Below are 13964 nucleotides of genomic sequence, written 5' to 3'. Positions count from 1 at the left end.
GGGGCGCGTACGTTTGCATCCATCGGATGACCATCGATAGATATGACGCGTTATCGCATTTAGATATTAACCTGGCAAGCCAATAGCCTAACCTGTCATGCTGGACTTGATCCGGTATACAGTATCTGTTTCTGGACAGCACTGACGATTCACTGCGTGTCCTGCCTTCGCAGGAATGACGGATTTGAGGTATGTAACCGCCGGAGGAATAAATTAACCGGCCCAGGCGTTTTAAACGCACGGGCCGGTTTTTATTTTAAAATTGCAACCTCGAGGTTCAGTAGGAATCGTAGCACAGCCCTTCCGCGAAATCGGGGTTGCCGAGCCGCTCTTCTATGTCGACCTTAAAAAATTCGGCTATGGGTGCTAAAATTTCCGGATTACGCGCCTGAACCGTTCTGGCCGCCTCCAGCACCTTGTTCAGTCCGTTTCGTGACATTTTGCCCAGGGGCCGGCGGCAGCCTCCGGACGGCATCCCCAGGATGGACATCAGGGCTTTGATGGCCAGGGGGTTCCGGGCCCGGCAGAGCACGTCACCGTAGGGGCTCGTTTCCTGGGTGGATACCGTCACCAGGCCAAAAAGCGGATCCAGGGCCTCTTTCAGCTGTCCGGCCGCTTCCACCCTGCCCTCCATGAGCAGCCGCACCATGTCCACCACCCCTTTGGGGGCGACGTTGGTGATCACCGAAATCACCCCGGCGGCCGCAATGGCTGTATCGGTCATCATGTCGAAGGTGATACCGTCGTCGCCGGACAGGATCACGTAGTCCTCACCGCAGCATTCCCTCGTGCGCCTCATGTTGTCCAGGTTGCCGGTGGCTTCCTTCACCGTGTTCACGTTGCCGAACTCCCTGAATAAAAGGGCCAGGTCCTCCGGAAACAGCTGGGCGCCGGTACGCCCCGGGATGACGTAGGGGATAACGGTGAGGTCCGGGAACGCTCCGGCCACTGGGGCCACGTATTCCCTGCGGATTTCCAGGGAACTCGGCCCATTGTAATAGGGGTCCACCAAAAGGACCGCATCGGCCCCCGCTTTGGCGGCATGTTCCGTGGCCGCAAGGCACTCGCTGGTGTTGTTGCTGCCGGTGCCGGCGATGGCCAGACACTTGCCCCGGGTCTGATCGAGCACTTTTTCGGTTACCAGGTGGTGTTCTTTCCACACCAGGGTGGGGCTTTCTCCGGTTGTACCCGCGGCGAGAATGCCAGTGATGCCGTTTTGGATCTGATAGTCCACAAGCTTCGCCAGCCCCTCGAAGTCGACATCCGAGCCATTGTTTTCGAAAGGCGTGACAATGGCGGTATAACATCCCGGTTTCATTGTCATTTCTCCTTTAGCGCATGCCGGTGCCGCGACCGAACACATCCCTACCGGCGAGGGGGTTATAAAGTTTGGTAATAGCAAATTTCATTACATCAACGGATTGCATTTCCAGAACGATGTCAAAAAGGGTCTTTTCCCCGTCTTCCGGCAGCGAGCAGGTGTCGTCATCGGCGATGGTCAGATCTTTAAACCCTTTTTTCAATTTTTTCTGATCTTTTTTGGTCATGGTAATCTGAAGCACCTTTTTACCATCTATATCTTTGACTTCATTTCCCAATCCGACCCCTTCGAGTTGCTTGATCTTGTCGTCGTCTAAGATGATGTTTACAAAACAATCGGCCATAACATGTCCTCCTTTTGATAACGATTCAAGTCACCAGTAACAGTTTGCAGAATATCCCGGATTTTATAGATAGAAATTAAATTCATGTCAAGAAGCTTCTCGGGCAGGCGCCTGCGGCCACAGGTGTTTTTACTTGACAATCGGTTGGCTGCGCTCTAGATTTTGTGCTGGCTCACTTGCGTATATCGAAAATATTTAAAAACAGACGGACAACATTATGACAAAATTTCAAAATGCACAGGAATATATCGCCACCCAAAGACAGGCCATCGCTTCCAATCCGGAATGCGGAACCTCACATTATAATTTGGGCATAGCCTTGATGGGATTAAAGCAATACGAAGAGGCTGAAGGGGAATTCCAGGAGGCCATCTCATGCAGTCCCACCTTGGCCGAGGCCTACGTTCAGCTCGGTGCAATCCACCTTCGGCGGGGCGATCTGGAGGGGTGTCTGGACTGGAACAAACGTGCTGTCCATTCCAGGGCAGGATTTGCCGAAGGTCATGGAAACATCGGATTTGTGTACATGCAAATGGGGAAAGTCGATGACGCTATCCCTTCGCTGGAGAAAGCCGTGCGCTGGAACCCTAATTTCCTGCAGGCCTATGCCACCCTGGCCAATGCCTATCTGATGAAGGGGCAGATCGACGAGAGCATCGCAACCAACCTGAAGGTGATTGAGCTGGAGCCATCCTTTCAGGTGGCCTATAACAATCTGGCCATCGCCTACATGGAAAAGGGTGAATTTGAGTTGGCCATTGAAAATGCTGACAAGGCCGCGTCGATGGGCTACGAGATTGCTCCCGAAATTTTAAAGGAACTCGAGGAACACCGTTGAATGTCAGGACGACATGCAGTTCTACCTTTCCGACCAAGACCATGCCATTAGACCTGGCCATCCCCTTTGGAACACACACCTTCCCATGACACGCCACAGCGGGCCGTCATCCGCTAGACAGCCCGCCCCGGACAGCCTGACCTATGGGGAGTATTTCGAGGTGGTCGAGTCCTTTTTAGTCGACAACGTGGACAAGACAGTTTCTGCGCGGATTGCCTCAACAGAGCAGCTGGAGGTGCATCTTGAAAAGCACGGTGCCTTTTATCACCCCAGTCGAATCGTCGAGCCAAATGAAAATCGTAAGGCCCAGTATGTCCTCAATGTTGCGGCTTCCACGATTGGAAAAGCGTATCTGAGAAACGAATTCAGAATTCTGCAAATGCTGGAAAAAAAATATGCCTACCCCTTTTTACCCAGGGTGTTTGCCTGTCGGGAGACGGCGATCAGTGAATCAAGATCGGTAAGTCTGTTTTTAGGCGAATGGTTCGAATCCCACCATGAATTTCATGTTTCGAAAATAAAGCAGACCGGTTCAAGCGGTATCCGACTCTGGGATCCAGCCAATGACCATTGTTTTCTGTCTATAGATGAGGCGCGATCGGCTTTTAGGCAGGCGGCCATGATTCTGACCGCCTGCTACGACGTTGAAACTTTTGAACAGGTTTTTGCGTGGCACCACGCGGCTGGTGACTTCGTGGTCAACCTGAGCGCAAACCGCGAACCGCTGGTAAAGCTGGTGACAGTACGCCGATACGCGCCCCTGGTTGTCGCGGCGAACGATGACAGCGAGGCAATGTTAGACGCTCTTCTGCTGTTCCTTTTCAACATGTCGATGCATATGCGCATTGACCGCTTGGACGGGGTCGGGGAGCTGTGCTGGATTGACGACTTCGTTGTACCTGCCACATTGGAAGGCTTTTACAAGGGGCTTGCGTTGCAGCACTTGAACAGGCGCATTCCTGAAAAATTCGCCGGCTATTTTAGATCCTACCTGGCCAAAATGACTGCCGGTGATATGCTGGATCTGTTTGCTTCCATGGCCGCCCGACAACCGCCGGATTCACCGGACACGCCGCTCGTCGCCTCCCATGCCGAAAGGCATGCCGAGGCCTTTTTCAACGCCGTCCGGACAGTCGACTAGCTTACTTTCAAATCGGCGGCACAGCACTATATGGTGTATGGCTGCCCGGTTGTATCTCCGCATGTAGAGATCTTGCCCCCTTCCCGGAATTAACCGTTTTCCGACCGTATGAAACCGGGGATTTTTATTGACAATGCTAAATAATAATTCTATATCTCCCACTTGGTTATAAAATCGACTTCAATCGTGTATGCGAATATTTAAAAAGCAAATAGGTGATTTGGAAGGAGGTGACGTTATCATACCCTTAGGGGTAAATCGGACATTTTTAGTTTTGTTAGGCTAATTTTAATGAAAATGGAGGTAAAGAGATGGCAAAGCATGAAACCCCTTTGTTGGACCAGCTTGAGAGCGGGCCTTGGCCGAGTTTTGTTTCCGACCTCAAGCAAGAAGCAGCATCAAGGGCTAAGAATGAAAACAACGTCGAGTACCAGGTTCCAGAGGATTGCGTAGATGATCTCCTCGGAGTGCTTGAGCTTTCCTACAAACATGGTCGAACCCACTGGAAACACGGCGGCATCGTGGGGGTTTTCGGGTATGGCGGCGGTGTTATCGGCCGTTACTGTGACCAGCCGCAAACCTTTCCGGGGGTGGCCCACTTTCACACCATGCGGGTCAGCCAGCCGGCCGGTAAATTTTACACGACCAAGTACCTGCGTGACATTGTCGACCTGTGGGAACGGCGGGGCAGCGGTGTTACCAACATGCACGGCTCCACCGGCGATATCATTTTTCTGGGTACCACCACCCCCCAGTTGGAAGAAGTCTTTTTCGAACTGACCCATAACCTGAATCAAGATCTGGGCGGCTCCGGGTCCAACCTGCGGACTCCCTCCGACTGTGTCGGTGCAGCACGCTGTGAGTATGCCTGTTATGACACCCAGGCCATTTGCCATGAACTGACCAATTACTATCAGGACGAACTGCATCGTCCGGCATTCCCCTATAAATTCAAGTTCAAATTCGACGGCTGCCCCAACTGCTGTGTGGCCTCCATCGCTCGGGCGGATTTGTCCTTTATCGGCACCTGGCGGGATGATATCCGTATCGATCAGGAAGCTGTCCAAGCCTACGTGGGCGGAGAGATTCCCCCCAATGGCGGCGCCCATGCGGACCGCGACTGGGGTGCTTTCGACATCCATAAGGAGGTCATCGACCTGTGCCCCACCAACTGTATGTGGATGGACGGCAAGACCCTTAAAATCGACAACAGGGAGTGCACTCGCTGCATGCACTGCATCAATGTCATGCCGCGAGCCTTGCGCATCGGTAATGATCGCGGATGTTCCATTTTTGCCGGCGCCAAGGCCCCGATCCTCGACGGTGCCCAAATGGGTTCCCTCATCGTGCCGTTTATCAAGGTTGAAGATGACTTCGACGAGATCAAGGAAAATGTCATCGAACCCATCTGGGATTGGTGGATGGAAGAAGGTAAGAACCGCGAGCGCCTCGGCGAGCTGATGAAACGCCAGGGCTTCCAGAAACTGCTCGAAGTCACCGGGTTCGATGCGGATCCGCGAATGGTGCAGGAACCGCGTACCAACCCGTACATTTTCTGGAAAGAAGATGAGGTTGAAGGCGGTTGGGAGCGCGACATTAACGAATTCAGAAAACACCATCAGAGATAGGAGGGGAATCACCATGGCATTTATATCTTCAGGTTACAATCCAGACAAACCGATGGAAAACCGCATTACGGACATCGGGCCTCGAAAATATGATGAATTTTACCCTCCGGTCATAGCAAAGAATAAGGGTAAATGGCTGTATCATGAAATTTTGAAGCCGGGCGTGCTGGTCCATGTGGCGGAAAGCGGCGACGAGGTCTATACGGTCCGTGTCGGCGGCTGCCGTTTGATGACCGTGACCCATATCCGTGAAATTTGTGAGATTGCGGACAAACACTGTGACGGACACCTGCGTTTCACCACCCGTAACAACATCGAGTTCATGGTCGATTCCAAGGACAAGGTGGACCCCCTGATCAAGGATCTGGAAAGCCGCAAGTTCGACGCCGGCAGCCAGAAATTCCCGATCGGCGGCACCGGTGCAGGCGTCACCAATATCGTTCACACCCAGGGATGGATTCACTGCCACACACCGGCCACGGACGCCTCCGGCACGGTCAAAGCGACCATGGATGCCCTGTTCGACGATTTCGGAAAGATGAGAATGCCGGCCCAGGTCCGCATCTCCATGGCCTGCTGCCTGAACATGTGCGGCGCGGTCCACTGCTCCGACATCGCCATCCTGGGCTATCACCGCAAACCACCCATGCTGGACCATGAATACCTGGACAAGATGTGCGAAATTCCGCTGGCCATCGCCGCCTGTCCGACCGCGGCCATCAAGCCGGCCAAGATGGAGATCAACGGAACAAAAGTGAACAGTGTGGCCGTTAACGAATCACGCTGCATGTTCTGTGGGAATTGCTACACCATGTGCCCGTCCATGCCGCTGGCTGACACGGAGGGCGACGGCATCGTCCTGATGGCGGGTGGTAAAGTCTCCAACCGCATCAGCGCACCCAAGTTCTCCAAGGTGGTCGTGGCGTTCATCCCCAATGAAATGCCGCGCTGGCCGACCATGACCGACACCATCAAGCGGATTGTCGAAGCCTACGCTGCCGGGGCCAACAAGTATGAGCGCGTGGGTGACTGGGCAGAGAGGATCGGCTGGGAGCGCTTCTTTGAAAAATGCGAGCTTGAATTCACCCATCATCTGATTGATGACTTCCGGGATCCGGCCTATTACACCTGGCGCCAGACCTCGCAGTTCAAGTTCTAGTTCTACCTACCGGTGGGAGGCACGCTGTGCCTCCCGCCTTTTAAAAAAAGGGGTGTATTCATGGAATACGAAGAGGCAAAAGAAAAGATTGTCGAAGGTCTGACAAAAAAGCAAAAGATGAAATCCAAATTTTACTTTAACGACCTGGCCAAGATTCTGGACATGAAGCCGCGGCTGGCCAAAAAGCTGGTCAACCAGATGGTGACCGAAGGCGTGCTGGAATACTGGTCCAGCGGCAGCACCTCTATGTACGGGCTGCCCGGAACCGGCAAACAGGCAGGCGCCGAGCACGAAGATTAATTTCTTGTGTTTCGTGAACCGTCTTGTTTTCCTTGTCAACGTAAAATTTGAATGCCATCCATAAAGTGCAAGGGAAGAAAGGTACTCCGGGGATTGTTGTAGCGGCGTTACGCGGCGGTTCCGGGAAAACCATTTTTTCTGTCGGCATTATTGCCGCCTTGAGGGCAGTCGGCAGAACCATTGCCCCCTTTAAAAAGGGTCCCGACTATATCGATGCCGGCTGGCTGTCCCTGGCGGCCGGCCGGCCCTGCTACAATCTGGACACCTACCTGATCGAAAAACCCGTTCTTATCGATTCATACCGCCGTTCTATCCGGATGGCCAACCTTTCCGTTATCGAAGGCAACCGCGGTCTGTATGATGCCATCGACCGCAACAGCAATACGAGTACGGCCGAACTGGCCAAGTGGCTCGATCTGCCGGTCATCCTGTGTATTGACGGTACCAAAACCACGCGCACCATGGCGGCCGTGGTACTGGGATGTATGCATTTCGATCCGCGGGTGAAAATCGGCGGGGTCATCCTAAACCGGGTTGCCGGCAAGAGGCACCGCAACAACCTCAGGGACTGCATCGAGCACTATTGCGACATCCCTGTCGTAGGCGCCGTTCCCAAACTCAAAGAGCAGGCCTTCCCGGAAAGGCACATGGGGCTGGTCCCCACACCCGAGCATGGCTGGGCGGTCGAATCCATCCAAACAATTTCCGGGATTGCATCGGACTATCTGGATCTTAAGGCCATTGAAAAAATAGCCATCGATGGATCGGGTCCGGTCGATGTCTCTGTAGCTGCCGGGGAGGGCTCGGATGCAACCAGTGGCCCTTTTGAAATCAAAGCGCAGCCGGATGTCGACGAAGGACCTCGGATCGGCGTGCTGCGGGATTCGGCGTTTCAGTTTTATTATCCGGAAAACCTGGAAGCCCTCAAACGGGCCGGTGCGCGGCTGGTTTTTACGAGCCCGCTGGAGGAGACAACACCGCCGGATGTCGACGCGCTTTACATCGGTGGCGGTTTTCCGGAGACCCATGCGGGCGAACTGACTGAAAACAGGACCTATCGGGAAAAGATCAGGGCGTTGGCTGACGAAGGGCTGCCCATTTACGCCGAGTGTGGCGGACTGATGTATCTGGGAAAATCACTGCTTCTCAAGGGAAAAACCTACCCGATGGCAGATGTTTTTCCCATTGAATTCGATTTCCATTTAAAGCCGCAGGGACATGGGTATACCATTGTGTCGGTGGCCGCCGAAAACCCGTTTTTTCCGGTTGGGAATCAGATCAAGGGACATGAGTTCCATTATTCCAAGGCGATCGCATTCACTGGCGACAGAGACAGCTTCGCTTTTAAGATGCAGCGTGGCGTCGGTTTAAGGGACGGCCAAGACGGCATCGTTTATAAAAACGTGCTGGCGACCTACACCCATATTCATGCCTTGGGCACCCCGGAATGGGCAGGAGCACTTGTCGACAAAGCGCGGGCGTTTAAAGGGCGATCCGGTGGTATAACGGGTTCATGAACTCCACACTATTTCAGGGGACGGATCCGCATGACATGGGCACCCGGGTTGACGAGCTGATCCTCGGGATGGTGCTGGATGCCTGGGAACGCCTGACCCCGCATGAATTGAGAAAAAGGGTTCAAAAAGAGCTGCCCTTGAAACGCGGGCAGTTCGGATCGGCGATAAAGCGTCTCATAGGGAAGAAAGCGCTCATCTACACCTACCAGTTCGGCAACTCCTTTTTGGAGCCCTCCTTTGACAAACCCGTGCGTGTCGCTAAATTCTTCATACTTAAACCACCGGTGTACGACTATCGCCCCTTACCCGGCGACATCGTGATCACTATCAGGCCCGGTGCGGCGTTCGGCAATGGCTTTCATCCCACCACGCGGCTGTGCCTGAAAGGCCTTGAAACAGTTTGTGCCGGCCTGCCCGCATGCGAAAACGACCGAGGCGGTGCCGTTCTGGACATCGGCACCGGATCGGGGGTTCTGATGATTGCCGCCTTGAAGATGGGCATGGATAGAGGCATCGGCCTGGATATCGATCCCTGCGCGCGGGTGGAAGCCCGGGAAAATGTCGCCCTGAACAACCTCCTGGGGCAGGCCGAAATTTCCAATCGGGCGCTTGATGCCATCAAGGAACACTTCCAGCTGGTGGTCGCCAACCTGCGCCTGCCCACCCTGAAAGTCTATTTTGAAAAGATGATCGGTCTTATGGCGCCGGGTGGATGTATGGTTTTGTCGGGGATAAAATCGAATGAAATCGGTCTACTGCAACGTATTTCCGAAAATTATGAGGTCAACATGTGCTGGCAGGGCATCGAGCGGGGATGGGGAGCACTGGCACTGGTGGAAAATGGTCATGAGAAGGACCACGGAGGGAGGGGCTGCCGACCGCTACCATCTGGATAGCAGCACCCTCCGATGGACAGAAATCTTCGACAAGAGAAGGGCCGCACAGGTTGTATGCGGCCCTTTTCTTGAGGATGTTCCGCTATTGTTTAGGATGGCATTTGGAGCACGTGGTGGGCGCGTCTTTGGTCTTGGTCTTCTTGTTGTACTCTTTGTGACAGGTTCGGCAATTTTCGTGCACGGCCTCGGCGTGATACTCGAGGGACAGGCGGTCTTTTTCCTTCTTTTTGATCTTTTTGGCCTTCCACTCCTTTTTCACTTCCCTGGGGACTTCACCGGGCTTTTTATGGCACTCGATGCATTTTTTAACATGGTCGCCCATTTTCAGATCGTTGAGCGGTTTGTGGTCGGCATCGTGGTGACATTCCCCACAAGCGATCCCGTACTCTGCGTTGTGTTTTTTATGCGAGAATTCGACAATGCCCTTCTTGTGTGGATAGTCGCTTTTCATCATGAAGGTGTCGGCGACCTCCGTACCGGCCTGGAGTCCCCCGACGGTAAACACGGTGATGAAAGCGAGAACCGCTGTTGCCAGTAAGCCCTTTTTCAACATGGTGTCCTTGTGCCTCCTTTCTAACGGTCTCTGGTTAGATGCTCCGGATAGCTGAAACAAATACCCCGGATGATTATCAAGTTCTCACCTACAAGTCAATGGCAAAGCCCATATCCGTCTTGCCTCAGGTCTCCTCTTCGGTCTCCGGAACAGGTTTCTTTTTACCGAAAATCCTGGCGCCGACGATGCTGATTTCGTAGAGCAGCATCATGGGCATGGCCATCATGACCTGGGTTACCACATCGGGTGGGGTCAGGATGGCGGCCCCTGCGAAGAACAGAAGGATGGCATATTTTCGATTTTTCTTTAAAAAGTCAACAGACACAATTCCCAGTTTTGCCAGGAAGGTGATTACCAGCGGTAGTTCAAAAACCAGGCCGAAGGCCAGAAGGAGCTTGGAGGAAAAACTGAGATACTCTTTCATGGAGGGCAACGGGCGGATCGTTTCCGAGGCAAAACCCAGAAAGAATTTAAATCCGAAGGGGAAAACGATAAAATAGCCGAACAGGGAGCCGCCCACGAAAAAAAAGGTGGAAAGGATGACCACCGGTATCAGCATGCGCTTTTCTTTGTTATAGAGTCCCGGGGCGATGAACATCCAGAACTCATAGATGATGATGGGGGACGCAAGCATGATGCCCGATATCAGGGCCGCTTTTAAAAAGGTGAAAAAGGCTTCGGGTAAGTTGGTGTAAATCAGGGTTTCACCGGGCTTCATCACCGAGATCAGCGGAGCGGTGAGAATGTCGAACAGTTTTTCCTTGAAAGCGTACGAGCCCACAAAACCGATGGCGACCGCGATGAAACAGGTGATAAGCCGGCGTCTCAGTTCCTCCAGATGTACGGTAAAAGGGAGCTTTTCATCCTCTTTCATCGTAGGATGTCCCCTCTTCCGTTTTTTCAGATGCCGGCTCTGCGTTGGTGTGATCGGTTCCGCCAGAAGGGGGCGCCTCGTCGCTGGCTGCATTCATGCCATCGAAGGCATTCTTCAGATCGGCCATCGCTTCGGGCGTGCTTTTTCTTTCCTTGAACCCCTCACCGTTCGCCGGACCTTCAGCCGTTTTGGCATCGGCAGGATGCCCATCGGCGTCGGCGTTGTCGTCCTGGTCTATGGCGGAGTGATGGAAAGGCGGTGATGACGGCCGGTCGTCTTCTATCTTGTCAAAGCTTACGGATTCTTTGATGTCTTTGTTGATGTCGTCTATGGTTTCCTTGACGTCTGACAGTCCCGTATCAGCCTCCATGGATTGTTTGAGGTCATTGGTGGCCTTCTTGAACTCCCCCATGGCGCGCCCCAAGGATTTGGCAAGATCCGGCAGTTTTTTAGGACCGATCACGATCAGGGCCACCGCTAGAATCAATATCATTTCCGGCATACCGATACCGAACATAGTTGGCTCCTTCATGTTTAATTTGAACCGAAATACATTAATTTCGATTGTGGTGTCAACCTATTATAGCGTTTGGCAACAAACCGTTCCGAAACAAAGTTTCCTTGGTTGTGCCTGGTCATTCGATGTCCGGCTTCAAAACGAGGAAATATAGTCTGCCGGGGTGCTGCATGTAACCGGCCGCCACTTCGGCATAATGACCGTTGCCCCAGAAGAGATCCGCCCGTCCGGGCCCTCTGATGGCGCCGCCGGTATCCTGGTTGAGGACGAAAGCCTTCAGGTCCCGCCACTCGAAGATTTCGCCGTAGTGGTCAAGTTCGGGTCTTTCGGTTTCGATGAAGGCCAGGGCCGCAGGGGGGAACAGTCTTCGGTCCAGGGCGATGGAACGCACAGGCGTCAATTTCACCTGCAGAAACCCGACGGGCCCCTCCTCTTCCAGTTTGAAAAAGACGTAGCTCGGATTGTAGTTGAGCACCCGGTCCACTTCCCCTGGGTGTTCTTTGAGGTAGGACCGGATCTTCTGCATGGACATCTCTTCTTTGGTAATTTTGCCTTCATCGATCAGCATCCTGCCGATGCTGCGGTAGGGGTGTCCGTTTACCACGTGATAGTGAACGTTCAGGTGGCCCCCCTGTGCCAGCATTATTTTTCCGGAGCCTTGTATCTGCAGAAAAAACAGGTCGACAGGATCCCTGACCCAGGCCAGAATATCACAGCGGTCGTCGAGAATGCCGGTATGGTCTATCTCGCTGCGCGGGTAGTAGGGCACGACGGACTCCCCGGTATAACGGCCGACAATTTGTTTTCCTTTGAATTCGTCTCCGAACAGGGAAAGGTCGATGGTCGTGAGGTCTTTAGGCCGGGCATAAACCGGGTAAGGATACTCAGGTAGCTTGGTGAGACTGCCGGCGATAGTGGGTTCATAGTAACCGGTAAACAGCATCTCTCCCCGGCCGTCACGGCCGACGGATTGGTACACGATGTAATCATCCCTGATGAATCGATTCAAGGTCTCTCGGCCAGGGGAATCGGCGAGTCGATCCCGGAAATGCTGCAGGGATTTTTTAAGGTGTGCGGCCGTGTATATGTCCCTGCCGACATAAAATTCCCTGGTTTCCGGAACCCTGTTCAAATATTCGAGACTCCCGTCGATGCCGTCGATCAGCCCACTGTAATCAAGGCTGTCGTCAAATTGAGGATACTGGGTGATTCTCAGCCTTTCAAGAGATGTTTTTCCTGTGATTTCAGGCTTTTTCAGAAGCCCGCAGCCGGTTGCAAGAAAAAGCGTCATCAGCATGATTATGAGGGAAGCAACCCGCATGTGGGTTCGAGTGCGTGTGGCGGTCGGGTTCATTTGTCGTCGTCCAGTTGGATCCTGCGTGTGTTTGAGTCCACAGGCGTTGCAATTATGGGAGGGTGGTCGTCCCGGGATGACACCCCCAAGGCTTTGAATTTGCGTGCAGATGAGAAAACGCGCCTTTCCAGTGACCCGACAACCTGGTTGTAGCTTTTGGCACTGCGTTCGATGTCACGACCCAGGTTGTTGATATGGCGGCTCATGGTGGACAGACGCTCAAACAACTCCGTGCCGAGTACGCTGATCTTGCGGGCATTTTCAGCCATTTTTTCCTGCTGCCAGCCGTAGGCAACCGTTTTTAATAGCGATATCAACGTCGTCGGCGTCGCCAGGACAACCCCGTCCCTGACCCCCCACTCGATGAGCTGCGGGTTGTGGGCAAGGGCGGCGGCAAAGAAGTTTTCACCGGGAATGAACAGAACCACGAACTCGGGGGTGGCTTCGAACTGAGCCCAATACGCCTTCTGGGACAGTTTCTTGATGTGGACGGCCACCTGGCGGGCATGGTTGTTCAGTTTTATTTCTTTTTCTGATTCGGTTTCTGCTTCGATGGCCTCCAAATAGGCGGACAGGGGCACCTTGGCATCGATGATGATGTTACGCTTTCCGGGCAGGTGGACAATCATATCCGGTCGCAGGAGCCCGTTATCCGTTTGGGTGGATGTTTGTTCGAAGAAATCGCAGTGGTTCTGCATACCGGCCATTTCGGCCACCCGTTTCAATGTGATTTCGCCCCAGCGGCCGCGCACGTGGGGGACCCGCAGGGCGTTGACCAGTTTTCCGGTTTCTTTCTGCAGGATTTCCTGCGTCTGAATCAGGGATTCGACCTGTCGCGCAAGGCCGCCATAGGCATTTTCACGAGATCTTTCCATCTCCTGAATCTGCCGGTCATAACGATCGAGGGCTTCTTTGATGGGTTGGATCGTATCCTTGACCGCCTTTTCGCGCGAGCTGAAATCGGTCTTGGCTGTTTCCAGATACTTGGAAAATGTGGCCTGGGCCAATTCGAGAAAGGCTTGATTGTTCTGCCGGAGGGCGTCAGTGGAGAGGGCTTTATGGGTTTCGGAAAGTCCGTTGCGAAGGTCTTTCAGCAGGGCTGTTTTTTCATCGAAGACTTGCCGCTGGTTTTCCAGGTTGACTGTCAATTCGGCCTGGCGCGTTTTGAGGTCGGCAATGAGGGTTTGCAGGCTTTCGATCTTGCTGTCCCTGTCTGCCAGTGCGGACTCGAGGCTGGCCAGTCGGTCCAGCCGGCCGGTTGCCGCGGCATTCTGCCGCGTTATGTCCAGAAATTCATCCCACAGGCGGGTCAATTCGGTCCGGAGGGTATTGACGATGGCCTTTTGCTCCTCAATATCGTTGGCGTTGAGGCGGTTCTGCTCGCTCAAAGCCGTGTTTTCGACCTGTAAAGCCGTCAGGCGGGGAAGGCATCGGTGACGAACCAGCAGCCAGCCCAGTGCCATGCCAAGGAGGCCTCCGACAATAAAAAGTGTAATATAATCAATGTGGTAACCGGCTAAGTG

At 53.6% G+C, this 13964-nt stretch carries 14 protein-coding genes; 7 read left to right on the top strand and 7 right to left on the bottom strand.

Going from position 1 to position 13964, the window contains the following annotated elements; genetic code table 11:
- Window positions 1-277 precede the first annotated feature (277 nt).
- Window positions 278-1318: a 4-hydroxy-tetrahydrodipicolinate synthase gene (gene dapA, locus LJE94_09740; protein ID MCG6910388.1), complete on the bottom strand. Its 1041-nt coding sequence runs from the start codon at window positions 1316-1318 to the stop codon at window positions 278-280.
- Between the two features lie 13 nt (window positions 1319-1331).
- The gene (locus LJE94_09735; protein MCG6910387.1) at window positions 1332-1664 is read right to left on the bottom strand and encodes a hypothetical protein; all 333 of its coding nucleotides are present in this window, start codon (window positions 1662-1664) and stop codon (window positions 1332-1334) included.
- Between the two features lie 217 nt (window positions 1665-1881).
- Between LJE94_09735 and LJE94_09730 the strand changes: the two genes are divergently transcribed.
- The 7 genes from LJE94_09730 to LJE94_09700 all read left to right on the top strand — a co-directional run bounded on the left by LJE94_09730 (window position 1882) and on the right by LJE94_09700 (window position 9143).
- Window positions 1882-2502: a tetratricopeptide repeat protein gene (locus LJE94_09730; GenBank protein ID MCG6910386.1), complete on the top strand. Its 621-nt coding sequence runs from the start codon at window positions 1882-1884 to the stop codon at window positions 2500-2502.
- A gap of 85 nt (window positions 2503-2587) precedes the next feature.
- On the top strand, window positions 2588-3643 hold the full coding sequence (locus LJE94_09725; GenBank protein MCG6910385.1) for a hypothetical protein: 1056 nt from the start codon (window positions 2588-2590) through the stop codon (window positions 3641-3643).
- A gap of 311 nt (window positions 3644-3954) precedes the next feature.
- Window positions 3955-5271 (top strand): dissimilatory-type sulfite reductase subunit alpha, encoded by a 1317-nt coding sequence (gene dsrA / locus LJE94_09720; GenBank protein ID MCG6910384.1) that lies wholly within the window; start codon window positions 3955-3957, stop codon window positions 5269-5271.
- A gap of 13 nt (window positions 5272-5284) precedes the next feature.
- Window positions 5285-6430, top strand: coding sequence for a dissimilatory-type sulfite reductase subunit beta (gene dsrB, locus LJE94_09715; protein MCG6910383.1), 1146 nt, complete (start codon window positions 5285-5287; stop codon window positions 6428-6430).
- 60 nt (window positions 6431-6490) lie between these two features.
- Window positions 6491-6730: a dissimilatory sulfite reductase D family protein gene (locus tag LJE94_09710; GenBank protein MCG6910382.1), complete on the top strand. Its 240-nt coding sequence runs from the start codon at window positions 6491-6493 to the stop codon at window positions 6728-6730.
- 65 nt (window positions 6731-6795) lie between these two features.
- Window positions 6796-8247: a cobyrinate a,c-diamide synthase gene (locus tag LJE94_09705; protein ID MCG6910381.1), complete on the top strand. Its 1452-nt coding sequence runs from the start codon at window positions 6796-6798 to the stop codon at window positions 8245-8247.
- Window positions 8244-9143, top strand: a complete 900-nt coding sequence (locus tag LJE94_09700) for a 50S ribosomal protein L11 methyltransferase (protein ID MCG6910380.1) — start codon at window positions 8244-8246, stop codon at window positions 9141-9143. The genes LJE94_09705 and LJE94_09700 overlap by 4 nt, the downstream gene beginning before the upstream one ends.
- Before the next feature lie 82 nt (window positions 9144-9225).
- On the opposite strand, the gene LJE94_09695 is transcribed toward LJE94_09700, so the two are convergent.
- From LJE94_09695 to rmuC, 5 genes are all read right to left on the bottom strand, one after another.
- Window positions 9226-9696 (bottom strand): cytochrome c family protein, encoded by a 471-nt coding sequence (locus LJE94_09695; protein ID MCG6910379.1) that lies wholly within the window; start codon window positions 9694-9696, stop codon window positions 9226-9228.
- A gap of 124 nt (window positions 9697-9820) precedes the next feature.
- On the bottom strand, window positions 9821-10570 hold the full coding sequence (tatC, locus tag LJE94_09690; protein MCG6910378.1) for a twin-arginine translocase subunit TatC: 750 nt from the start codon (window positions 10568-10570) through the stop codon (window positions 9821-9823).
- A complete protein-coding gene (gene tatB / locus LJE94_09685; protein ID MCG6910377.1) occupies window positions 10557-11087 on the bottom strand; it encodes a Sec-independent protein translocase protein TatB in 531 nt (176 codons plus the stop codon). Before tatB ends, tatC begins: the two co-directional genes overlap by 14 nt.
- 118 nt (window positions 11088-11205) lie before the next feature.
- Window positions 11206-12441 (bottom strand): MltA domain-containing protein, encoded by a 1236-nt coding sequence (locus LJE94_09680; protein MCG6910376.1) that lies wholly within the window; start codon window positions 12439-12441, stop codon window positions 11206-11208.
- On the bottom strand, window positions 12438-13904 hold the full coding sequence (gene rmuC, locus LJE94_09675) for a DNA recombination protein RmuC (GenBank protein ID MCG6910375.1): 1467 nt from the start codon (window positions 13902-13904) through the stop codon (window positions 12438-12440). The genes LJE94_09680 and rmuC overlap by 4 nt, the downstream gene beginning before the upstream one ends.
- Between the last annotated feature and the right edge of the window lie 60 nt (window positions 13905-13964).

The sequence above is a fragment of the Deltaproteobacteria bacterium genome (genome assembly GCA_022340465.1).
In the GTDB taxonomy this organism is placed as follows: Bacteria; Desulfobacterota; Desulfobacteria; order Desulfobacterales; family B30-G6; genus JAJDNW01.
Note: the sequence above shows the minus strand (reverse complement) of the source record. Positions and strands in the feature narration are given on the sequence as shown.